At 70.6% G+C, this 21,594-nt stretch carries 20 protein-coding genes; 12 read left to right on the top strand and 8 right to left on the bottom strand.

Annotated features, from left to right (window positions below; genetic code table 11):
- Positions 1-139: 139 nt before the first annotated feature.
- From OG371_RS01395 to hrcA, 3 genes are read right to left on the bottom strand one after another with little or no spacing between them, the layout of a single operon-like run.
- A complete protein-coding gene (locus OG371_RS01395; RefSeq protein ID WP_329064704.1) occupies positions 140-892 on the bottom strand; it encodes a 16S rRNA (uracil(1498)-N(3))-methyltransferase in 753 nt (250 codons plus the stop codon).
- Positions 893-906: 14 nt separating this feature from the next.
- A complete protein-coding gene (gene dnaJ, locus OG371_RS01400; protein WP_329064706.1) occupies positions 907-2,067 on the bottom strand; it encodes a molecular chaperone DnaJ in 1,161 nt (386 codons plus the stop codon).
- A gap of 42 nt (positions 2,068-2,109) precedes the next feature.
- On the bottom strand, positions 2,110-3,135 hold the full coding sequence (gene hrcA, locus OG371_RS01405; RefSeq protein WP_329064707.1) for a heat-inducible transcriptional repressor HrcA: 1,026 nt from the start codon (positions 3,133-3,135) through the stop codon (positions 2,110-2,112).
- 244 nt (positions 3,136-3,379) lie between these two features.
- On the opposite strand from hrcA, the gene OG371_RS01410 reads away from it, so the two are divergent.
- From OG371_RS01410 to OG371_RS01430, 5 genes are all read left to right on the top strand, one after another.
- Positions 3,380-3,922, top strand: a complete 543-nt coding sequence (locus OG371_RS01410; RefSeq protein WP_329064709.1) for a YbaB/EbfC family nucleoid-associated protein — start codon at positions 3,380-3,382, stop codon at positions 3,920-3,922.
- A complete protein-coding gene (locus tag OG371_RS01415; RefSeq protein ID WP_329064711.1) occupies positions 3,922-4,239 on the top strand; it encodes a type VII secretion target in 318 nt (105 codons plus the stop codon). Before OG371_RS01410 ends, OG371_RS01415 begins: the two co-directional genes overlap by 1 nt.
- Positions 4,240-4,241: 2 nt before the next feature.
- Entirely contained in the window at positions 4,242-5,519 is a 1,278-nt protein-coding gene (locus tag OG371_RS01420; protein WP_329064713.1) for a WXG100 family type VII secretion target, read from the top strand.
- 129 nt (positions 5,520-5,648) lie between these two features.
- The gene (locus OG371_RS01425; protein WP_329064715.1) at positions 5,649-6,164 is read left to right on the top strand and encodes a hypothetical protein; all 516 of its coding nucleotides are present in this window, start codon (positions 5,649-5,651) and stop codon (positions 6,162-6,164) included.
- A gap of 28 nt (positions 6,165-6,192) precedes the next feature.
- Positions 6,193-6,621 carry a hypothetical protein gene (locus OG371_RS01430; protein WP_329064717.1) on the top strand — a complete coding sequence of 143 codons (429 nt, stop codon included), beginning with the start codon at positions 6,193-6,195 and terminating at the stop codon, positions 6,619-6,621.
- A gap of 5 nt (positions 6,622-6,626) precedes the next feature.
- Here the strand turns inward: OG371_RS01430 and OG371_RS01435 are convergent, their stop codons facing one another.
- Positions 6,627-8,117 (bottom strand): CoA-acylating methylmalonate-semialdehyde dehydrogenase, encoded by a 1,491-nt coding sequence (locus OG371_RS01435; protein ID WP_329064720.1) that lies wholly within the window; start codon positions 8,115-8,117, stop codon positions 6,627-6,629.
- 146 nt (positions 8,118-8,263) lie between these two features.
- Here OG371_RS01435 and OG371_RS01440 point away from each other — a divergent pair, with 146 nt between their 5' ends.
- Both OG371_RS01440 and OG371_RS01445 read left to right on the top strand, forming a co-directional pair.
- Positions 8,264-9,910, top strand: a complete 1,647-nt coding sequence (locus OG371_RS01440; RefSeq protein ID WP_329064722.1) for a PucR family transcriptional regulator — start codon at positions 8,264-8,266, stop codon at positions 9,908-9,910.
- Positions 9,911-9,974: 64 nt separating this feature from the next.
- Entirely contained in the window at positions 9,975-10,328 is a 354-nt protein-coding gene (locus tag OG371_RS01445) for an SSI family serine proteinase inhibitor (protein ID WP_329064724.1), read from the top strand.
- A gap of 50 nt (positions 10,329-10,378) precedes the next feature.
- Here the strand turns inward: OG371_RS01445 and OG371_RS01450 are convergent, their stop codons facing one another.
- The 3 genes from OG371_RS01450 to OG371_RS01460 form a co-directional block, all read right to left on the bottom strand.
- A complete protein-coding gene (locus OG371_RS01450; protein ID WP_329064726.1) occupies positions 10,379-11,971 on the bottom strand; it encodes a DUF4153 domain-containing protein in 1,593 nt (530 codons plus the stop codon).
- 112 nt (positions 11,972-12,083) lie between these two features.
- On the bottom strand, positions 12,084-13,181 hold the full coding sequence (locus OG371_RS01455) for a HAMP domain-containing sensor histidine kinase (RefSeq protein WP_329064728.1): 1,098 nt from the start codon (positions 13,179-13,181) through the stop codon (positions 12,084-12,086).
- On the bottom strand, positions 13,178-13,852 hold the full coding sequence (locus tag OG371_RS01460; RefSeq protein WP_329072866.1) for a response regulator transcription factor: 675 nt from the start codon (positions 13,850-13,852) through the stop codon (positions 13,178-13,180). The genes OG371_RS01455 and OG371_RS01460 overlap by 4 nt, the downstream gene beginning before the upstream one ends.
- Before the next feature lie 250 nt (positions 13,853-14,102).
- Between OG371_RS01460 and OG371_RS01465 the strand changes: the two genes are divergently transcribed.
- The 5 genes from OG371_RS01465 (at position 14,103) to OG371_RS01485 (ending at position 20,291) form a co-directional block, all read left to right on the top strand.
- Positions 14,103-15,644, top strand: coding sequence for an NCS1 family nucleobase:cation symporter-1 (locus OG371_RS01465; RefSeq protein WP_329064730.1), 1,542 nt, complete (start codon positions 14,103-14,105; stop codon positions 15,642-15,644).
- On the top strand, positions 15,595-16,437 hold the full coding sequence (locus OG371_RS01470) for a nitrilase-related carbon-nitrogen hydrolase (RefSeq protein ID WP_329064732.1): 843 nt from the start codon (positions 15,595-15,597) through the stop codon (positions 16,435-16,437). The genes OG371_RS01465 and OG371_RS01470 overlap by 50 nt, the downstream gene beginning before the upstream one ends.
- Complete coding sequence (gene hydA, locus OG371_RS01475) at positions 16,437-17,819, top strand: dihydropyrimidinase (protein ID WP_329064734.1); 1,383 nt, start codon at positions 16,437-16,439, stop codon at positions 17,817-17,819. Before OG371_RS01470 ends, hydA begins: the two co-directional genes overlap by 1 nt.
- Before the next feature lie 11 nt (positions 17,820-17,830).
- Complete coding sequence (locus OG371_RS01480) at positions 17,831-18,829, top strand: TIGR03842 family LLM class F420-dependent oxidoreductase (RefSeq protein ID WP_329064736.1); 999 nt, start codon at positions 17,831-17,833, stop codon at positions 18,827-18,829.
- Between the two features lie 217 nt (positions 18,830-19,046).
- On the top strand, positions 19,047-20,291 hold the full coding sequence (locus OG371_RS01485; protein ID WP_329064738.1) for a glycoside hydrolase family 71/99-like protein: 1,245 nt from the start codon (positions 19,047-19,049) through the stop codon (positions 20,289-20,291).
- Positions 20,292-20,354: 63 nt separating this feature from the next.
- Here the strand turns inward: OG371_RS01485 and OG371_RS01490 are convergent, their stop codons facing one another.
- Entirely contained in the window at positions 20,355-21,587 is a 1,233-nt protein-coding gene (locus tag OG371_RS01490; RefSeq protein WP_329064741.1) for a serine hydrolase domain-containing protein, read from the bottom strand.
- Positions 21,588-21,594 lie beyond the last annotated feature (7 nt).

Here is a 21,594-nt window from a genome sequence, read left to right on the forward strand (position 1 = left end):
GTACGCGCACACCGGTGTTCCCACCCAGTTGCGCGCCGAAACCTTGGTTTTCTTGCGCGTCGGTCACGAGCGTAGCTGCCCGGAGCGTGATCACGCCATAACTCGCCGCAAAATCCGCGCGTTTTTTCCCTGGTCCGGCTCAGTGCCAGCGGCTGGTCAGGGCGCCCAGTGCGCCGAGGGCGACGGCGGCCGCGGTGGAGGTGCGGAGCACTGCCGGGCCGAGGCGGACGGCGATGGCGCCGGCGGCTCGGAGGGTGGCGAGTTCGTCGTCGGTGATGCCGCCTTCGGGGCCGACGACGAGCAGGATGTCGCCGGTGTCGGGGAGGTCGACGTCGGTGAGCCGGCTGGTGACGCCGGATTCGAGCACGAGGGTGCGGGACATGGTGGCGGCGAGCTGGGCGAGTTCGCGGGTGTCGACGGGCTCGGTGACGTCGGGGATGTGGGCGCGGCGGGCTTGTTTGGCGGCGGAGCGGGCGGTGGCGCGCCAGCGGGCGAGGGCTTTGTCGCCGCGGGTGCCGTCTTCCCAGCGCGCGACGCTGCGGGCGGCACGCCACGGGACCACGGCGTCGGCGCCGGCTTCGGTGGCCAGCTCGACCGCCAGCTCGCCGCGGTCGCCCTTGGCCAGCGCCTGCGCGACATGCACGCGCAGCGCGGGCGGCTCCTCCGTCCAGCGTTCGACGACGGTGAGGGTGAGCTGGGCTTCACGTCCGGCTTGGACGGCTTCGACGGTGCAGCGCGCCATCGCGCCGGCGCCGTCGGAGAGCACGAGCTGCTCCCCGACACGCAACCGGCGGACGGTGGCGGCGTGCCGGGCCTCCTCGCCGTCGAGCACCGTCCGGCCGGCTTCGGGCAGGGCGGTGGCGAGGAAGACCGGCAGCGTCGTGTCGGGCACTTTTCCGGCTACGCCTAACGGTTCTTGGCGCGCAGCTTGGAGAACAGGCCGCCGTGCTTGCTGCCGTTGGAGGCCAGCGTCGGCACCTCTTCGCCGCGCTGCTGGGCCAGGTCCACGAGCAGGTCGCGCTGGGCCTCGTCGAGCTTGGTCGGCACCACGACGTCGACGTGCACGTGCAGGTCGCCACGGCCGTCGACGCGGCCGGACGAGCGCAGCCGCGGCATGCCCTTGGCCGTGAGCACCAGCTCGGTGTTGGGCTGGGTGCCGGGCTCGATGTCCAGCTCGTAGTCGCCGTCGACCAGTGTGGTGATCGGCACGGTGGCGCCGAGCGCGGCGGTGGTCATCGGGATGCGGAAGTTGCAGTGCAGCTCGTTGCCCTCGCGGATGAACACCTCGTGCGGGGTCTCGTCGATCTCCACGTACAGGTCGCCCGCCGGGCCGCCGCCGGGGCCGACCTCACCCTGGCCGGACAGCCGGATGCGCATGCCGTCGCCGACGCCCGGCGGGATCTTCGCCGTGACGTTGCGCCGCGCGCGGATCCGCCCGTCGCCGCCGCACTGGCGGCACGGGTCGGGGATGACCTCGCCGAGGCCGCGGCAGACCGGGCACGGGCGGGCCGTGACGACCTGGCCGAGGAACGAGCGCTGCACCGACTGCACCTCGCCGGCGCCGCCGCAGGTGTCGCAGGTCTTGGTGGTCGTGCCCTCCGCGGTGCCGGCGCCGCGGCACAGGTCGCAGACCACGGCGGTGTCGACCGTGATCTCACGGTCCGCGCCGGTGGCGCACTCCTCCAGCGTGAGCGCGAGCCTGATCAGGGCGTCGGAACCGGGCTGCACGCGGCTGCGCGGGCCCCGTCCGCGGCCGCCCCCGCCGCCGGCCGCGCCGAAGAACGCGTCCATGATGTCGCCGAGCCCGCCGAAACCGGCGAACGGGTCGCCGCCGCCCCCGCGCGCGCCCGAGTCCATCGGGTCGCCGCCGAGGTCGACGACCTTGCGCTTCTGCGGGTCCGAGAGCACCTCGTAGGCGGTGGTCACCTCGCCGAACCTGTGCTGCGCGTCCTCCGACGGGTTCACGTCGGGGTGGAGCTCGCGGGCCAGCTTGCGGTACGCGCGCTTGATCTCCTGATCGGACGCGTTCTTGGCCACCCCGAGGATCCCGTAGTAGTCCCTCGCCACCGTCTTCGCCTTCTCCTTCTGCTCCGCCCGGCCCGCTGCTGATCAGCGGGCGGACAGGATCTGCCCCACGTAGTTGGCCACCGCGCGGACCGCCGCGATGGTGCCCGGGTAGTCCATCCGGGTCGGTCCGACGATGCCCATGCCCCCCAGGATCATGTCGTCGGCGCCGTAGCCGATCGACACCACGGAGGTGCTTCGCATCTGTTCGTCCTCATTTTCCTCACCGATGCGGACCGTCACCGCACCGGGGTAACGCGCCGCCGCCAGCAGCTTGAGCACGACCACCTGCTCCTCGAGCGCCTCCAGCACCTGCCGCAGCGATCCGGGGAAGTCCGCGACGTTGCGGGTCAGGTTGGCCGTGCCGCCGAGCACCAGCCGTTCTTCCGGGTGCTCGACGAGCGACTCCACCAGAACCGTACAGATACGGGTGAGGCTGTCGCGCAGGTCGGCCGGTGCCGCCTCGGGCAGCTCGGCGACGCGGGCGGCGGCCTCGGCCAGCCGGCGCCCGGCCAGCGCGCCGTTGAGCACCGTGCGCAGCCGGAGCACGCCCTCCTCGGTGACCACGTCGCCGAGGTCCACGGTGCGCTGGTCGACCCGGCCGGAGTCGGTGATCAGCACCAGCATCAGTCGCGCCGGCGTGAGCGGGACCACCTCGAGGTGGCGGACCGCCGCGTTGGTCAGCATCGGGTACTGCACCACCGCGACCTGCCGGGTGAGCTGCGCGAGCAGCCGGACCGAGCGGCGGAGCACGTCGTCGAGGTCGGTGCCGGAGTCGAGGAAGCTGATGATCGCGCGGCGCTCGGCCGGGGACAGCGGCTTGATCTCCGAGAGCCGGTCGACGAACAGCCGGTACCCCTTGTCCGTGGGGATCCGGCCGGCGCTGGTGTGCGGCTGGGCGATGTAGCCCTCTTCCTCGAGCGCGGCCATGTCGTTGCGGACCGTGGCGCTGGAGACGCCGAGGTTGTGCCGCTCGACGATGGTCTTCGAGCCGACCGGCTCCTGGTTCGAGACGTAGTCGGCGACGATCGCGCGAAGAACCTCGAAGCGACGTTCGTCCGTGTTCGCCACCCGCACCTCCTTGGTCTGCCCCCGGTACTCACCACGAGTTTACGGAAGCCTGAGCGCCCGGCGCTCAACCCGCCGGGGTCGCCGCGGCGGGCCGGGCCGCCCGCCATTGTTAAATGGTTGGCAAACGACACTTAATAAAGGCGAACCGGACAAATCAAAACTTCGCTTGCCGAGGGAACCGTAACCGGGTTTGCTGCCTCAGAAAGACCATGGTGGAACCGAGGACCCGAGGGCAGTTGTGGACATGAACGCAGGGGCACCCAATACCTCCGATATCGCTGAAATCGGGCAGCGGGCCGCCGAGGCCCAGGAACGGCTGAAGCACGTCGCCGCCACGGCGACGAGCGCCGACGGGGCGGTCACTGTCACCGTGAACACCGCCGGAGCACTGCAGCAGCTGTCCTTCGGCCCCCGGTCCGAGGAGCTGCCGCGCGCCGCGCTGGCCGCGGCCGTGGTCGCCACCGCCCACCGCGCGCAGGCGCAGGCGGCCCAGCAGCTGACCGCGATCATGGCGCCGGTGATCGGTGAGAACAGCGACGCGATGAAATTCCTGGAAGAGCAGATCCCGGCTCCCGAGGTCGAAGAGGAACCGCCGCCCGCGGAGCCGCAGCGGCAATTCTTCAATCGCGACGACGAATTCCCGCCGCCCCCGCCGCCGGCCCGCCCCGGCCCACCTGCGCCCCCGGCGCCCCCGGCGCGTCCGTCGCGGCCGGCCCGGCCGCCCGCGGGCAACACCGATGACGACGACTACTACAACGGCGGCTCGATCCTGGGGAGGGGCAACTGATGCCAGATCAGAAGGTCAGTCTGGAAGCACTGCAGACGCACAAGGGCGAGGTGCAGAGCATCGGCGACGGCGTCAAGGCGGCCGCGCAGGCGACCGCCGGCGCGGGCCAGGCGATGAGCGACAACTCGTTCGGCCTGGTCGGGGCGCCGTTCGGCGCGGCGATGGAGATCTGGACGGCCATCGCGTCGTCCTTCATCGGCGACGTCGCGAGCTCGGCCGAGGACATCGCGGACAAGCTCCAGCAGGCCCACGACATGTACAGCGATCACGACAAGCAGACGGCCGGGCACATCAACGGCATCGGCAAGGAGCTGTAGGCATGACCGAGACGCAGGAAAACCCCCTCGTCGCGAAGTCCGAGTCGCCGACCGGCTTCACCACGAACATGGGCTCGGCGCCCAATGAGCTGGACAACCTCAACGCCCAGACCTCGGGCGCGGGCATCCTCAACGACGTCGCCTCCAGCCTCACCGACTTCCGCAACGGCGACTGGCTCAACTTCGGCGTGGACGTCGCCACGGACGGGCTCGACCTGCTCGGCGCGGCGATGGACCCGCTCGGCACGCTGGCCAGCGCGGGCGTCGGCTGGCTGATCGAGCACATCAGCTTCCTCAAGGAGGGCCTCGACCAGCTCGCGGGCAACCCCGAGGCGGTCACGGCGAAGGCCACGACCTGGGAGAACGTCTCCAAGCAGCTGGAGCAGAGCGCCGGCCAGTACGAGCAGGCCGCGGCGAAGGTGGCGCCGGACTTCCAGGGCGCGGGCGGGCAGGCCTACCAGAACACGGCGAAGGGCTACGCGGCGACGCTGCGGGGTGCCTCCGGCCAGGCGCACGCCGCGTCGATCGGCATGAACGTGGCGGCCGCCCTGGTCGGCACCGAGCGCGGCCTGATCCGCGACATGATCTCGTCCTTCGTGGGCGAGCTGATCATCAAGGGCCTGGCCGCGCTGGCCGCCTCGTGGTGCACCTTCGGCGGCACGATCGCCGCGTTCATCGCCGACACCGTGGTCGAGGGCGGCATCCTGGCCGAGAAGATCGGCACCCGCATCGCCAAGGTCGTCGAGCAGCTGGAGAAGCTCGCCAAGAGCGCCGGCAAGTCCAAGGCGGCCATCGAGGACGCTGCCAATGCGCTGAAGAAGCTCGGCAAGGCCGCAGACAAGGTGACCGACAAGAGCGTCGACCTGGCCGCGAACATCGAGAAGAAGGGCAACGAGCTCACCGACTCCGCCCGCGCCGCCGGGAAGTCCCATGTGGACGAGAGCGTCGGGGACAAGGCCAAGCGGTGGGGCGAGGCGTGGGAGGACAAGGTCCCGGGCCGCGATCATGTCAAAGGCTTGGGTGACAAGTACTCCGAAGACGGCCGCAGCTTCCTCAGTCAGAAGGAATGGCGCAAGCCCGGCGAGGAAACTCCGAAGTGGAACACCGCGGACACCGTGGGTGCCGCGACCGAAGCGCGCCGCCAGGAGAACGAACAGATCGCCCGCTCCAAAGAAGGCGCCGAAGCCTACGAAAAAGAGCACGGCGGGGAAGGCGGCGGCGAGGGCGCGAAGCCCGAAGGCGGCGGCCAGAAACCCGAAGGCGGGGCAAAGCCCGAGTAACAGCATGACTCGACGGGGCCGGCCGAAGTGGCCGGTCCCGCACCGGTGAGCCGACCGTGCCGGTCATCCCTTCCCGACCGGCTGCCACCATGACGCGGACCCGAGCACAGAAATGGAAGGTGGCGACGAGTGACGACGCCGGCGAGCCCGACGGAAGTGAACGCGGCGAACCTGGCCGGTCGGGTGCATCCGTCCCAGCGGGGTCAGGTGCTGGACGGGGTCTTCTGGATCTCACTCGTGGTGGGGATCCTGATGGCCGCGCTGGTCATCATCCTCCCGCTCGCCACCGGCATCCTCTCCGGCCCCAACGCCGGGGAGAGCTACGCGGCGCTGCCCTTCGGCGTGCTGCTGGCGGTCGCCTGCCTCGGGCTGTGCTGGCGGCGATACCGGGACCTGCACCGGCCGCTGACTGTGATCAGCGGATGGACGCACGACTTCGGCAATGGCCGGTTGACCGACGAATACCCGATCGGAATGCGGTTCCAGCCGCAGGCCTACAAATCGGTCGAACGCCGGGAAGTGCGCGCCGGCGGGAGGACCTACCAGCTGACCCCGCAAATGTGGGCGCTGCTGCACGCCGACCGGAACAACACGCTCTGCCTGCTGCCCCGGACCAAGGTGCTGGTCAACGTCATTCCGTCGTGAATCCGCCTTACCGCAAGGAAAAGCACGAATGACGGCGGACGCCGAGGTGGACCTGGCCAATCGCAACGGCCGGCTCCACCCGTCCCAGCGCGGGAAGATCCTGGACTTCAACTTCTGGGCGGCCGCTGTGCTCGTGGTCGCCGGGATCGCCGGGTTGGTGGCCCTTGTCGTCAAGGCCGTCGGCGACGTCGGCGATGCGAATCGGCTGAACGACGTCACCGGCTGGACGCACGACTTCGGGGAGGTGTCCGGCAAGCGCCCGGCACCGGGGCAGTATCCGTATCCGATCTACCTGTACACGATCTACGAGCGGATCCGGTTCACCTATCTCGTCGTGAACGGGCACAGCTACCGGCTCGACGACGCGGACTTGCGGAACCGGGTCCAGGGCGAGCGCACCAATATCGTGCTCTCCACGCCCCGCACCAAGATCCTGATCAACGTCCTGCCCGCCTGAACCGCTCAGGAATTCCCCGGAAACCCGAGATTCACCCCCGCATGCGAGGTGTCCGGCCACCGCGAAGTGACCACCTTCGTCCGCGTGAAGAAGTGGAAACCCTCCGGCCCATACGCATGGCTGTCGCCGAACAGTGAGTCCTTCCAGCCGCCGAAGGAGTAGTAGCTGACGGGGACCGGGATCGGCACGTTGACGCCGACCATGCCGACCTCGACTTCGTTCTGGAAGCGGCGGGCGGCGGCTCCGTTGCCGGTGAAGATGGCCGTACCGTTGCCGTAGGGGTTGGCGTTGATCAGGGACAGAGCGTCGTCGTACGAAGGCGTGCGCGCCACTGACAGGACCGGGCCGAAGATTTCGTCGGTGTAGATCGGCATTTCGGGGCGGACGTGGTCGAACAGCGTCGGGCCGAGCCAGAAGCCGTTGCCGGTCACCGAGATGCCACGGCCGTCCATCACCAGCGCGGCACCCGAGGCGACGCCGGCGTCCACATAGGACTTCACGCGCTCGTGGTGGGCCTTCGTGACCAGTGGCCCCATTTCCGACGACGGGTCGCGGCCGTCGCCGACGCGCAGCCGGGCCATGCGCTCGGTGATCTTCGCGACCAGTTCGTCGCCGATCGGGTCCACGGCGACGACCACCGAGACCGCCATGCAGCGCTCCCCCGCCGAGCCGAAGCCGGCGGACACGGCGGCGTCCGCGGCCAGGTCGAGGTCCGCGTCGGGGAGGACGACCATGTGGTTCTTCGCCCCGCCGAGGGCTTGCACGCGCTTGCCGTGCCGCGTGCCGGTTTCGTAGACGTAGCGCGCGATCGGCGTCGAACCGACAAACGAGATCGCCTTGACGTCACGGTGTTCCAGCAGGCCGTCGACCGCCACCTTGTCGCCGTGCAGCACGTTCAGCACGCCCGCGGGCAGCCCGGCTTCGGCGAACAGCCCGGCGATGAACACCGCGGCCGACGGGTCCTTCTCACTCGGCTTCAGAACCACAGTGTTGCCGCACGCCAGCGCGTTCGGCACGAACCACAGCGGCACCATCGCGGGGAAGTTGAACGGCGAGATCACGCCGACCACGCCCAGCGGCTGCGCGATCGAATAGACGTCGACGCCGGTGGACGCGTTTTCGCTGAAGCCGCCCTTCAGCATTTGCGCGGCGCCGCACGCGTACTCCACGTTCTCCAGCGCCCGCGCGATTTCGCCGGCCGCATCGGATTCGACCTTGCCGTGCTCGGCCGTGACGATCTTCACCAGCTCGTGCTGACGCGCCGAAAGCAGCTCACGGAACGCGAACAGCACCCGCGTGCGCCCGGCCAGCGAGGTCCCGCGCCAGCCCGGCAGCGCAGCCGCGGCGGCGGCCACCGCCTGGTCCACCTCGGACGGGCCGGCGAAGTCCACCTTCGCCCGGACCTCGCCGGTCGCGGGGTCGAACACGTCCCCGGTGCGCCCGGCCGGGCCGGTGACCGGCTTGCCGTCGATCCAATGGCTGATGCGCTCGGTCACGGCGTCCGCTCCTTCTCGTCCCGGGCTGGGTGTCCACCCGAGTCTCCGGGCGGGCGCCACGCGGGCGCCATCGGCAACGTGTACGGACTGCCCGGCCCGGCCGTACAGTCTGTGCCTGCCGGTGCGGAAGGAGGCCCGAGAACCCGATGTACCCGACTGTCGCCGAGGTGCTCGCGCTGCCCGTGCTGCGCCAGGGCCGGCCCCACGTCGTCGCGGGCAGCGCCGGGCTGGAGCGGGCCGTGCGGTGGGCGCACGTCGCCGAGATCGCCGAGATCGCGCCCCTGCTGCGCGGCGGCGAGCTGGTGCTGACCACCGGTGTCGCGCTGCCGGACGACGGCGCCGCGCTCGCCCAGTACGTCACGGACCTGGCCGAGGTCGGCGTCGCCGGCGTGGTGGTGGAGCTGGTGCGGCACTGGAGCGACCGGCTGCCCCGCGCGCTGGTCGAGGCCGCCGAGAAATGCGGGCTGCCGCTGGTCACGCTCTCGCGCGAGACCCGCTACGTCGCCGTCACCGAGGCGGTGAACGGGCTGATCGTCGACGCGCAGGTGGCCGAGCTGCGGGCCGCCGAGCGCGTGCACGAGACGTTCACCGCACTCACCGTCGCGGGCGCCGAGCCGGGCGTGGTGCTGGGCGAGGTCGCGCGGCTGACCGGGCAGCCGGTGGTGCTGGAGACCCTCGAGCACGAGGTGCTGGCCTACGACGCGGCCGGCCTCGACCCGGGCGAGCTGCTCACGGGCTGGCCGGCGCGCTCGCGCGTGGTGCAGCTCGGCGAGCGCACGGGTTACCACGCGGCGGCGGGCTTCCTGATCACCGTCGTCGGCGCGCGCGGGCACGACTGGGGCCGGCTCGTGCTCGTCTGCGCCGAATCGCCGCCGCACCGGTACCGCGTGGTAGCCGAGCGGGCCGCCTCCGCGCTGGCCGTGCACCGCCTCGTGGCCCGGGATTCCGACACGCTCGAACGCCAGGCCCACCGCGCCGTGCTGACCGAACTGCTGGCCTCACCCGCGCCGTCGGCCGAGGCGCTGGCCCGGGCCTCGGCGCTCGCCGTGCCGCTCACCGGACGGCGGCTGATCGGGCTGGCCGTGCGGCCGCGCGTTTCCGCGACCACCCGGCCCGCGTTGTCCACCCCACCGCTGCTGCGTGAACTCGCCGAGGCGACCGCCCTGGCCACGCGCCGGGCGAAGGTCTCGGCGCTGGTGGCCACGGACGAAACCGGCGTCCGGGCGTTGATCGCGCTGTCCCCCGAGGCCGCGGCCGAAACGGTGCTCTCGAGGCTGGCGACCGACATCCACGAGGCCCGCGCGAGCGCGCCCTGCGTGATCGCCGTCGGCACGACCGTCACCGGCTCCGCAGAAGCACGCCGCACGCTGGTCGAGGCCGCACAGGTCGCGGCCGCTGCGCTGGGCGAGGGCGTCGAGCGGCCGCTGCACCGGCTGCGTGACGTCCGGCTGCGCGGCCTGCTGCACCTGCTCGAAGGCGACGAGCGGGTCAGCGCGTTCGCCGCCCGCGAGCTGGGGCCGCTGTTGCAACGGGACGCCGCCTCCGGCAGCCGCCTGGTGCAGGCGCTGCGGCACTACTGCGCGCAGGGCGGCAACAAGTCGGCCGCCGCCGTCGCCGCGCACACCTCGCGCACGGCGTACTACCAGCAGCTCGCGCGGATCGAGCAGGTGCTCGGCGTGCGACTGGAAGACCCGGAGTCGATGCTGTCGCTGTACGTCGCGTTACTCGCGCACGACCTGGCCACGGACACCCGTACGAGCGAGGAAAACTCACCCGGAAGAGGAGCACAGTGAGCGGCTTCCGGCTGCCGATATCCGAAGTATGGTCTTCTCTTCCCTCGCTCCGATCGCCGCATGCATGCTGGGCCTCAGCAGTGTCGCCAGTGGTGTCGCCTCGCCGGCGTCCACTGTGCCGTCGTCGATCCTCCGGCTGAGCACGCACGAAACCTCCGGCCGGATCGCGGCCACTTCGCTGACCTGCCAGCCGACCGGCGGCAGCCACCCGAAGCGCGACGCCGCGTGCGCCGCGCTGATCGCCGCGGACGGCGACTTCGCCCGGATCAAGCCGCGGCTGCAGCGCTGCACGATGCTGTACGCGCCGGTGGACGTGTCCGCCGTCGGCACCTGGGCGGGCAAGCCGGTGTCGTTCCACACGACTTACCCGAACAAGTGCATGGCGGACGCCCAGTCCGCCGGCGTTTTCGCCTTCTAGGACTCGTGAGTGTTTGTGACGGTTCTAACCGTCACAAACACTCACGAGTTCTAACCGCAGTCCACCGCAGACAGGCGGACCGCCCGCGCACTGGCCCGGCTGAGATTCCAGCCGGGCCAGCTGTCGTCCGGCAGGTCCCGCAGCACCGGGCGGAGCACGCAGCCGGCGTCCGGCAGCCGCTGCGCCACCACGGGCACGATGTCGGTGGAAAACCCGCCCAGGTAACGGGTGTCGAGCGGCTTCCCCTGCGCGGCCCGGTCGATGTTGGCCCCGGCGATCAACGCCTCCGGATCGGCCACGGCCAGCGCGAGCAGCGCGGCCGCCGCGGTGGCGATCGCGGCCCGCGGCAGCCAGGCCGAGCGCAGCCGCACCAGTGAAACACCGACCAGCAGGAACACGCAGCCGAGCCAGATCTCACAGACCTCCACCAGCAGCCGCAGCACGGTGAAGCCGTACGCCTCCTGGTACGTCCACATGCGACTCAGCGCGGACAGCACGAGGACCAGGCTCAACGCGGCGAGCGCGCCGAGCAGGATCCGCTGGCCGATCCGGTCGCCCTTGAGCTCACGCGGCCCCCAGCGCAGGGCTGCGGAGATGATGCCGAGCGTCAGGACCGTGCACGCGCACAGCTGCCAGAAACCGCCGCGGGCGTACTCGGCGGAGGTCAGGCCGCCGGTGCGGAGCACGTAATCCTTGCCCCCGAACAAAACCGCGATCCGGACGCCGACAAAGCCGGCGAACAGCACCACCAGCGTGGCGAGCGGGAGTGTCCACAGCAGACGGTCACCCTGCGCGGTCCGCGGCCCGTCCGCGGCCGGGAACGGCGGCGAAGCGAGCAGGTAACACGCGCCGGTGACGCCGAACAGCGCGACGCAGAACAGGAAACCCCAGCGGAAGATCGTGCCGGCCCCCAGGTCCGGCACGATCTCCCCGACGAAGTGCGCGAAGGCCGCGTCCGCGCTGGTCAGCAGCGGCAGGAAGACCACGACCACCGCGACGGCGGCGAGCACGGCGCCGAACACCCGCCCGCGCTGCCGTCCGGACCCGCGCAGCCCGCGGGCCACCCACGGGATCGACCCGAAGGCCTCGATCGGGACCGCGAGCACGTCGTAGAACGTGGTGTTCATGGTGCGCCGCCCGACCACCGCGAGCGACCCGGTGACCACCGCGGCGAGTCCGCAAAGGATGAACAGCCAGCCGGACGCCCGCACCGCCCCCACGGCCAGCAGCGCCAGCGAAAGCGCGGCCCACCCCGCACTGGCCCGGGTGAAATGCCGGGGCGCGTCACGCGGGCGCGCCCGCCGGTCCACCGCGAAGATCGCCCCGGCCAGCACCGCGGCGGTCAGCACCCAGCCGATCCCGGGCCGGTCCAGCGGCACCACCACCGCGGCCACCAGCCCGGCCGCCCCCGCGGCGGGCAGCACCGCCGACGCCATCGGCACCACCTCGGACTTCGGCGGTGTCACCGGCAGCATCAGCACCGGGACCTGCGCTTTCGGCAACCCCGGCGCGCCGGGTTCCACGGACTCCTGCGTCTTGGCGGCTTGCAGCACGGACTCGGCCCAGCCCCGCGCGGCGCCCTCGGCCCCCGGCGGGACAGCGTGCGCCGGACGGCGGGTGGATTCCGGATCTGTTTCGGACAAGATTTCCTGCCTTTCTCCACAACGAACACCCGCTGCGCCGATTCGGGCAGCGTTGTTCGCCTTAGCAAATGTCAGGACGGCAGAGCGGACAAACCCCAGCGGGGCAGCGAAGTCAGGCGGGCAGCGTGACCCGGATCCGGCAGCCCTCCGCGCCGGCCGCGCCAGGCTCCGGCGAAACCCCTTCCGCGCCAACGGAAACCGGGTCGGAAGTCAGGGCGGGCGTCTCCGGCGCGACGACCGCGATCGAGCCGCCGTGCAGTTCCACCACCCAGCGGGCGATGGCCAGGCCGAGGCCCGTGCCGCCGCCGCCGGCGCGTTCACCGCGGGTGAAGCGTTCGAAGACACGCGCGCGGTCCGCCGGCGGGATGCCCGGGCCCTCGTCGCGGACCTCGATGTGGGCCACGCCCGTATCGACCACCGCGCGGACCTCCACCGAACCGCCCGCGGGACCGTGCCGGGCGGCGTTCTCCAGCAGGTTCACCACCACCTGGTACAGCCGCGCGCGGTCCGCGGTCACGGCCGCGCCCGGCGGCGAAACCGACACGTCGAACCGCACGCCCCGGCCGGTCGAGGCGGCCATCGCCTCGGCTTCGACCGCGACCTCGGCGAGCAGTTCCGCCAGGTCCACCCGGGCCAGGTCCAGCGACAGCGTGCCGCCGTCGATGCGCGAGAGGTCCAGCAGCTCCGTGACCAGGCGCCCCAGCCGTTCGGTCTGGTGCAGCGCCGTGCGCAGGGTGGCCGGGTCCGGCGAGGCGACGCCGTCCACCAGGTTCTCCAGCACCCCGTTCAACGCGGTGATCGGCGTCCGCAGCTCGTGCGACACGTTCGCGATCAGCTCGCGGCGCTGCTGGTCGGCGGTGGCGAGGTCGGCCGCCATCTGGTTGAACGCGTGGGCCAGGGAGCCCACCTCGTCCCGGGCGGTGGCGCGGACGCGGCGGGTGTAGTCGCCCTTCGCCATCGCGCGCGCCGCGGCCGTCATCTCGCGCAGCGGGCGGGTCATGCCGTGGGCCAGGATCTGCGAGGTGAGCAGCGCGATCAGCATCGCCGTGACCGTGGTCTTCGGCGGCAGCCAGCCGATCCGCCAGTTGAAGAACCCGAACGCGATCCCGCCCGAGGCGAGCAGCAGGATGGCCAGCTTGAGCTTGATCGACCGGATCGGGTCGAGCGGGCGCGGCAGCAGGTCCACGAGCTTGCCCAGGAACACCCTCATACCGGTACCTCCAGCGCGTAGCCCACCCCGTGCACGGTCCGGATCAGGTCGGCGCCGAGCTTGCGCCGCAACGCCTTGATGTGGCTGTCGACCGCGCGCGTGGTGGCGCTGCCGGCGTGCACGTCCCAGTCCCACACCTCGGCCAGCAGCCGTTCGCGCGGCTGCACCGAGCGCGGCCGTCGCGCGAAGTGCACCAGCAGGTCGAACTCGATGGGCGTGAGCTGCGCGGGCTCCCCGCCGCGGGTCACCCGGCGCTCGTCGATGTCGATCTCCAGGTCGCCCAGCACGATCCGCTCCGGCCCGCGCTGGGCGGCCGAGCGCTCGATACGCCGCAGCAGGGCGTGCACCCGCGCGGTGAGCACGCGCAGGGAAAACGGCTTCGTCAGGTAGTCGTCGGCGCCGACGCCCAGCCCGACCAGCAGGTCGGTCTCGTCGGCGCGCGCGGTGAGCATCAGCACCGGCACCGGCCGCCGCGCCTGGATCCGGCGGCACACCTCGAGCCCGTCGAACCCGGGCAGCATCACGTCGAGCACCACCAGGTCCGGGCCGCTCGCGGCCTCGGCCGCCACCGCGGCCGGCCCGTCGTGCGCCAGCTCCACGGTGAACCCCTCGGCCCGCAGCCGGGCGGCGATCGACGCGGCGATCGTGAGGTCGTCCTCGACGACCAGCACCCGCCGTCCCCCTCTGTCCATGCCGACGACTCTAGGGAACCACCGTGGAGGCCATCCGGGTGAGCTGTGGAGATCCTGTGGAGAACCTGGCCGTGTTTCGCTCACTTTGCGCCGACGCTACCGGCGGATTGTGACCCAGGTCATGCACCGTCGGGGCCGTTCGCGCAATCGACAGACTGCGCCGAGGGCAGCCGATCGGTGAACAGTCTGCATATGCCACCCGCGCGCACCCGGCGCGCAGGATTCCGCAATGGAGCCGACCTCACAGGTGCACGCCGACGGGCGGGTGGAACTCGCCGACGTCCGGTCCCTGCACGGCAGCCGGTTCTTCAACGAGGAACTGGCCCCGGTCCCGATCGGGAAACGGACCTGGAGCACGTACAACTACTTCGCGCTGTGGATGGGGATGGCGCACAACATCCCCAGCTACGCGCTGGCCGCGTCGCTCATCGCGCTCGGCATGAACTGGCTGCAGGCGCTCATCACGATCACCATCGGCAACCTCGTGGTGCTCGCCCCGATGCTGCTCAACAGCCACGCCGGCACGAAGTACGGCATCCCGTTCCCGGTGTTCGCGCGGGCGTTCTACGGCCTGCGCGGCGCCAACCTGGCCGCGCTGCTGCGCGCGTTCATCGCGTGCGGCTGGTTCGGCATCCAGACCTGGGTGGGCGGCGAGTCGATCTACGTGATCGTCGGCCGCCTCGCCGGGTCCGGCTGGCGCGATTCGACCGTGGTGCTCGGCCAGCACTGGACGCTGTGGCTGAGCTTCGCCGTGTTCTGGATCGTGCAGATGCTGATCATCTGGCGCGGCATGGACGCGGTCCGGAAGTTCGAGAACTGGACCGCCCCGCTGGTGTCGGTCGGCTTCCTGATCCTGCTCGGCTACGTGCTGGTGAAGGCGGGCGGTTTCGGCCCGATCCTGGCCGACCCGGGCAAGCTCGGCTGGGGCCCAGGGTTCTGGAAGGTGTTCGCGCCGTCGCTGATGGCGATGATCGCGTTCTGGTCCACGCTCTCGCTCAACATGCCGGACTTCACCCGCTTCGGCGGCAGCCAGCGCAAGCAGGTGCGTGGGCAGATCCTCGGCCTGCCCACCACGATGACGTTCATCGCGATCGTGGCCATCCTGACCACCTCCGGCGGGCACGTGCTCTACGGCCAGGACATCTGGGACCCGGCGCAGCTGGCGGACAAGTTCTCCAGCCCGGTCGTGGTCGTCGTCGCGCTAGCCGCGCTGGTGCTGGCGACGATCTCGGCGAACCTCGCGGCGAACGTGGTCAGCCCGTCCTACGACTTCTCCAACGCCTTCCCCAAGCGCATCACGTTCGCGCTCGGCGGCCTGATCACCGGCGTCGTCGGCATCCTGATCCAGCCGTGGCGGCTCTACTCCGACCCGAGCATCTACATCTTCGCCTGGCTCGGGTTCTACGGCGGCCTGCTCGGCGCCGTGGCCGGCGTGCTGGTGGCCGGCTACTGGGTGATCGCCCGGACCGAGCTGAAGCTGAAGGACCTCTACACACCCGATGGAGTGTACTGGTTCGCCGGGGGCTGGAACTGGCGCGCGGTGGTCGCGACGCTGGTCGGCGCGGTGCTCGCGGTCGGCGGGGCCTACGGCGGCCCCTTCCCCGCGGACGGCCTCATCCCGTTCCTCAAGCCGCTCTACGACTACAACTGGGTGGTGGGCCTGGTCGGCGCGTTCGTCGTCTTCGCCCTGCTGTCCCGGTCCAGCACGAAGGAGGAGACAAGTGAGCGACCTGGTCCGAGCCGGATTGATCCAGCAGCGGTGGACGGGTGACAAGGAGTCGATGATCGGAGGCGCCGTCGAAGCCATCGGCAAGGCGGCTTCGCAGGGCGCCCAGGTCGTCTGCCTCCAGGAACTGTTCTACGGCCCGTACTTCTGCCAGATCCAGGACGCCGACTACTACTCCTACACCGAGGGCATCCCGGACGGCCCCACCACGAAGCTCATGCAGGAGGTGGCCGAGCGCCACGGCGTGGTGCTGGTGGTGCCGATGTACGAGCAGGAGCAGCCCGGCGTCTACTACAACACCGCCGCGGTGATCGACGCCGACGGCACCTATCTCGGCAAGCACCGCAAGAACCACATCCCGCAGGTGAAGGGGTTCTGGGAGAAGTTCTACTTCCGGCCCGGCAACCTCGGCTACCCGGTGTTCGACACCGCCGTGGGCCGGATCGGCGTGTACATCTGCTACGAGCGGCATTTCCCCGAAGGCTGGCGCGCGCTCGGCCTGGCGGGCGCGAAGATCGTGTTCAACCCGTCGGCGACCAGCCGCGGGCTCTCGGAGTACCTGTGGCGCCTGGAGCAGCCCGCGGCCGCCGCGGCGAACGAGTACTTCGTCGGCACGATCAACCGCATCGGCGTGGAACCCTTGGGCGACAACGACTTCTACGGCCAGTCCTACTTCGCCGACCCGCGCGGGCAGCTGGTGGGCGAGGCCGCTTCGGACTCCGAGGAGGAGATCGTCGTCCGCGACCTGGACATGGGCAAGCTCGCCGAGGTGCGCGACCTCTGGGCTTTCTACCGCGACCGCCGCCCGGACAGCTACGGCCCCCTGACGGAGGCCTGATGACCACCCTCATCAAGGGCGGCCAGGTCGTCTCCCCCGCCGGCGCCGTCGAGGCCGACGTGCTCGTGGACGGCGAGCGCATCACCGCCGTCGCCGCGCCCGGCGTGCTCACCGGCGACGAGACGATCGACGCCACCGGCAAGTACGTGCTGCCCGGCGGGATCGACGCGCACACGCACATGGAGATGCCCTTCGGCGGCACGCATTCGGTCGACACCTTCGAGACCGGCACCATCGCCGCGGCCTGGGGCGGCACGACCACGATCATCGACTTCGCCGTGCAGGCCAAGGGCACCTCACTGCTGTCCACACTGGACAAATGGCACGGCAAGGCGGACGGCAACTGCGCCGTGGACTACGGCTTCCACATGATCGTCTCGGACGTCAACGACTCCTCGCTCAAGGAGATGCGGGCCTGCGTGGACGCCGGCGTGGGCAGCTTCAAGATGTTCATGGCCTACCCCGGCGTCTTCTACTCCACCGACGGCGAGATCCTGCGCGGGATGCAGCAGGCGCGCGAAATCGGCGCCACGATCATGATGCACGCGGAGAACGGCATCGCGATCGACGAGCTGGCCGCACAGGCGTACGCCGCGGGCCGCGTCGACCCGGTGGAGCACGGGCGCACGCGACCGCCGGAGCTGGAGGCCGAGGCGACCTCGCGCGCGATCCGGCTGGCCGCCGTCACGGGCTCGCCGCTGTACATCGTGCACCTGTCCGCCTCGCAAGCGCTGGCGGCGGTGGCGGAAGCGCGTGACAACGGGCAGAACGTGTTCGCCGAGACCTGCCCGCAGTACCTGTACTTGTCCATTGAGGACTTGGCGAAGCCCGGCTTCGAAGGCGCGAAGTACGTCGCTTCGCCGCCGCTGCGGGAGAAGTCGCACCAGGCCGACCTGTGGCGCGGGCTGCGCACCAACGACCTGTCCGTGGTGTCCACCGACCACTGCCCGTTCTGCTTCAAGGACCAGAAGGAGCTGGGCCGCGGCGACTTCCGGGCGATCCCGAACGGCATGCCCGGCGTCGAGCACCGAATGGACCTGCTGCACCAGGGCGTCGTCGCCGGAGAGCTGTCGCTCGGCCGCTGGGTCGAGACCTGCTCGGCGACGCCGGCCCGGATGTTCGGGCTGTACCCGCGGAAGGGCGTGATCGCCGCGGGCTCGGACGCGGACATCGTGGTCTACGACCCGGCGGCCAGGCAGACCCTGTCCGCCGAGACGCACCACATGAACGTGGACTATTCGGCGTACGAGGGATTCGAGCTGACCGGCAAGGTCCACACGGTGCTCTCGCGCGGCCGGGTCGTGGTGTCGCCGGACGGTTTCAGCGGCGGCGCCGGCCACGGGAAGTTCCTGTCCCGCGGCCTCAACCAGTACCTGAACTGAGGGGCGGAACCGTGGACTTCGGGATCGTGCTGCAGACCGACCCGCCGGCGTCCGACGTCGTGCGGCTGATGAAGGCCGCCGAGGGCCAGGGTTTCCGCTACGGCTGGACGTTCGACTCGGCGGTGCTGTGGCAGGAGCCGTTTGTCGTCTACTCGCGGATCCTGGCGGAGACCTCGTCGCTGGTGGTCGGGCCGATGGTGACTTCGCCGGGTACGCGGGGCTGGTCGGTGATGGCGTCGACTTTCGCCACCCTGAACGACATGTACGGCAACCGCACCGTGTGCGGCATCGGGCGGGGTGACTCGGCGCACCGGGTGGTCGGCAAGCCACCGTCCACATTGGCCACGGTGCGCGACTGCATGCGGGTGGTGAAGGACCTCGCCGAGGGCCGCGAGGTCACCATGAACGACACGGCCGTGCGCATCCCGTGGGTGCGGAACGGCCGGCTGGAGATGTGGATGGCCGGCTACGGCCCGAAAGCACTGAAGACCGTCGGCGAACACGCTGACGGCTTCATCCTGCAATGCGCCGACCCGGCCATCGCCCGCTGGACGATCGGCGCAGTCCGCGACGCCGCCCGCGCAGCCGGCCGCGACCCCGGCGGCATCACGATCTGCGTCGCCGCCCCCGCGTACGTCGGCGAAGACCTGCCCCACCAGCGCGAGCAACTCCGCTGGTTCGGCGGGATGGTCGGCAACCACGTCGCGGACCTGGTGTCGCGCTACGGCTCCACCGGCGCGGTCCCCCGCGAACTGACCGACTACATCCGCGAGCGCGAAGGCTACGACTACAGCCACCACGGCCGCGCGGGCAACCCGTCCACGGACTTCGTCCCGGACGAGATCGTGGACCGCTTCTGCCTGCTGGGGCCCGCTTCTGCCCATATCGCGCGTCTGCAGGAACTCGCTGAGCTGGGGGTTGATCAGTTCGCGCTGTATCTGATGCACGATGAGCGGGAAGAGACTTTGGGCGCGTATGGGAGTCAGATCGTGGGGAAGCTGACGGCTTGACGGATCCGGAACCGCCCCGGGGTCACCTGCCTTGATGCGCCCCCATGTGGCGTTCGGTGCGTCCAACGCACCGAACGCCGCATTGGGGCGCTCTCGGGCCGCGCGCTTGCGGTAAGCCGACAGAAAGTCCCAGCCATCTATACAAACGTGTGAAAGATTCGTACTCTCGCCTCGCCGCCGCTGTCCTGTCCGCATCGTCGCGACGAGGAGTCCCGTCATGGGCGTGTCCCGCCGTACTTTCCTGTCCCTGGCTGCCGCCGGTTCCGCGGCCGCCGCGCTGCCCTCGCTGGCCGCACTGGCCACGCCCGCGTCGGCCGCCAGTCCGCCCGGTGACGTGGTCGGCAAGATCACCGTCGGCTACCAGGGGTGGTTCGCCTGCATCGGCGACGGCGCGCCGATCAATGCCTGGTGGCACTGGGCGCGCGACGCGAGCCAGCCGCCGTCGCCTAGCAACACCGGGATCAAGTCGTGGCCCGACGTCCGCGATTACCAGCACACCTACCAAACCGGTTACGGGAACCTCGGCAACGGGCAGACCGCGAACCTGTTCTCCTCCTACGACCAGCAGACCGTCGACACGCATTTCTCGTGGCTGCAGCAGTTCGGCATCGACACCGCGGCCCTGCAGCGCTTCAACCCCAACGGCGCCGAGGGCCCGACCCGCGACGCGATGGCGGCCAAAGTGCGCAGCGCCGCCGAATCGCACGGGCGGAAGTTCTACGTGATGTACGACGTCACCGGCTGGACGAACATGCAGCAGGAGATCAAGGACGACTGGACGTCGAAGATGTCGGCGCACACCGCGTCCGGCGCGTACGCCCGCCAGAACGGCAAACCGGTCGTCTGCATCTGGGGCTTCGGCTTCAACGACGGCAACCACCCGTGGGACGCCGGCCCCTGCCTCGACGTGGTGAACTGGTTCAAGGGCCAGGGCTGTTACGTGATCGGCGGCGTGCCGCGGGAATGGCGCGTCGGCGGCTCGGGCACCCGCACCGGGTTCTCCGACGTCTACCACGCGTTCAACGCGCTCTCACCGTGGATGGTCGGCGCGATCGGCAACGTGGGCGACTCCGACAACGTCTACAACACCATCACCGTCGGCGACCAGGCGGACTGCAACTCCCACGGCATCGACTACCAGCCCTGCGTGCTGCCCGGCGACACCCAGGAACGCCAGCGCGTGCACGGCGACTTCATGTGGCACCAGTTCTACAACATGATCCGCGCCGGCGCCCAGGGCATCTACATCTCGATGTTCGACGAGTACAACGAGGGCAACCAGATCGCGAAAACCGCCGAGGACTCCTCGATGGTCCCCGCGGGTTCTGGCATCTGGGCCCTCGACGAGGACGGCACGCGCTGCAGCTCCGACTACTACCTCCGGCTCACCGGCGACGGCGGCCGGATGCTGCGCGGCGAGATCGCGCTGACGCCGAACCGGCCGACCCAGCCGGTGGTCTGAACGACCCCCGCGTACGTCCTCAATGGACGTACGCGGGTCAGTCGTTCGGCTGAACCGGCAGGCTCAGTCGACCAGCGCCTGGTAGACCAGCTGACGCAGCTGCTGCCGGATCGGGTGGGTGCTCGACGGCAGCAGCTGCGTGTAAAACGCCACCGTCAGGTCCTCGTCGGGGTCCACCCAGAACGCGGTGGACGCCGCGCCGCCCCAGGCGTACTCACCCGCGCTGGACAGGGTCTTCGCCTTGATCGGGTCCTCCAGCACCGAAAAGCCCAGCCCGAAGCCGAAACCGTCGAACGGCATCTCGGCGAACAGCGGCCGGCCGTAGGCCTCGAGGTCCACGTGGCCGGGCAGGTGGTTGCTGGCCATCACCTCGACCGTGCGCGGACCGAGCACCCGTGTGCCGTCAAGTTCGCCGCCGCGCAGCAGCATCTGCGTGAAACGGTGGTAGTCGCCCGCGGTGGAGACCAGGCCGCCGCCACCGCCGAGGAACTCCGGGCGGGCGGTGCCGAGCTTGCCGAAAACGTCGTTGCGCACGGCCCGTTTGGTGGCCGGGTCCGGCAGGTACAGCGCGGCGAGCCGGTCGGTGTCCGGGGTCCAGAAGCCGGTGTCGGTCATGCCGAGCGGGTTGAAGACGCGCTCGGCCAGCGCCTCGTCCAACGGCTTCCCGGCGAGCACCTCGACGAGGCGGCCGAGCACATCGCTGGACACCGAGTAGTTCCACTCGCTGCCGGGCTGGAACACCAGCGGGAACTCGGCCCACTGCCGGGAACACGCGGCGAGGTCCAGTCCCTTCGGCGTGCCCCACTCGTGCCCCGCCGCCCGGTAGATCGCGTCGACCGGGTGCGTGTGGTGGAAGCCGTAGGTCAGCCCGGAGGTGTGCGTGAGCAGGTGCCACAGCCGGATCGGCTCGGTCGCCGGCTCCGTGACCGGGGCCAGCGCCGAGCCCTTGACGTAGACCCGCGGCGACTCGAATTCGGGCAGCCACCGGGAAATCGGGTCGTTGAGGTCGATCCGGCCTTCTTCGACGAAGGTCATCGCGGCCACCGAGGTGATCGGCTTCGTCATCGAGAAGATGCGCCAGATCGTGTCGGGCTCCACCGGGGCGCCCGCCTCGACGTCGCGGCTGCCGTGCGACGCGACGTGCACGATCCGGCCGTGCCTGCTCACCACCGCGAGGTAGCCGGGAAGCAGCCCATCGTCGACATACCGGGCGAAATGCCGGTCGATGCGCAACAACCGTCCACTGTCGAACCCGGCCTCGGCCGGGTCGATGTCCACCTTCACCTCAGTCGCCATGCGGCGA

Origin of the sequence: Amycolatopsis sp. NBC_01480 (assembly GCF_036227205.1) — a bacterium.
Taxonomy (GTDB): Bacteria; Actinomycetota; Actinomycetes; order Mycobacteriales; family Pseudonocardiaceae; genus Amycolatopsis.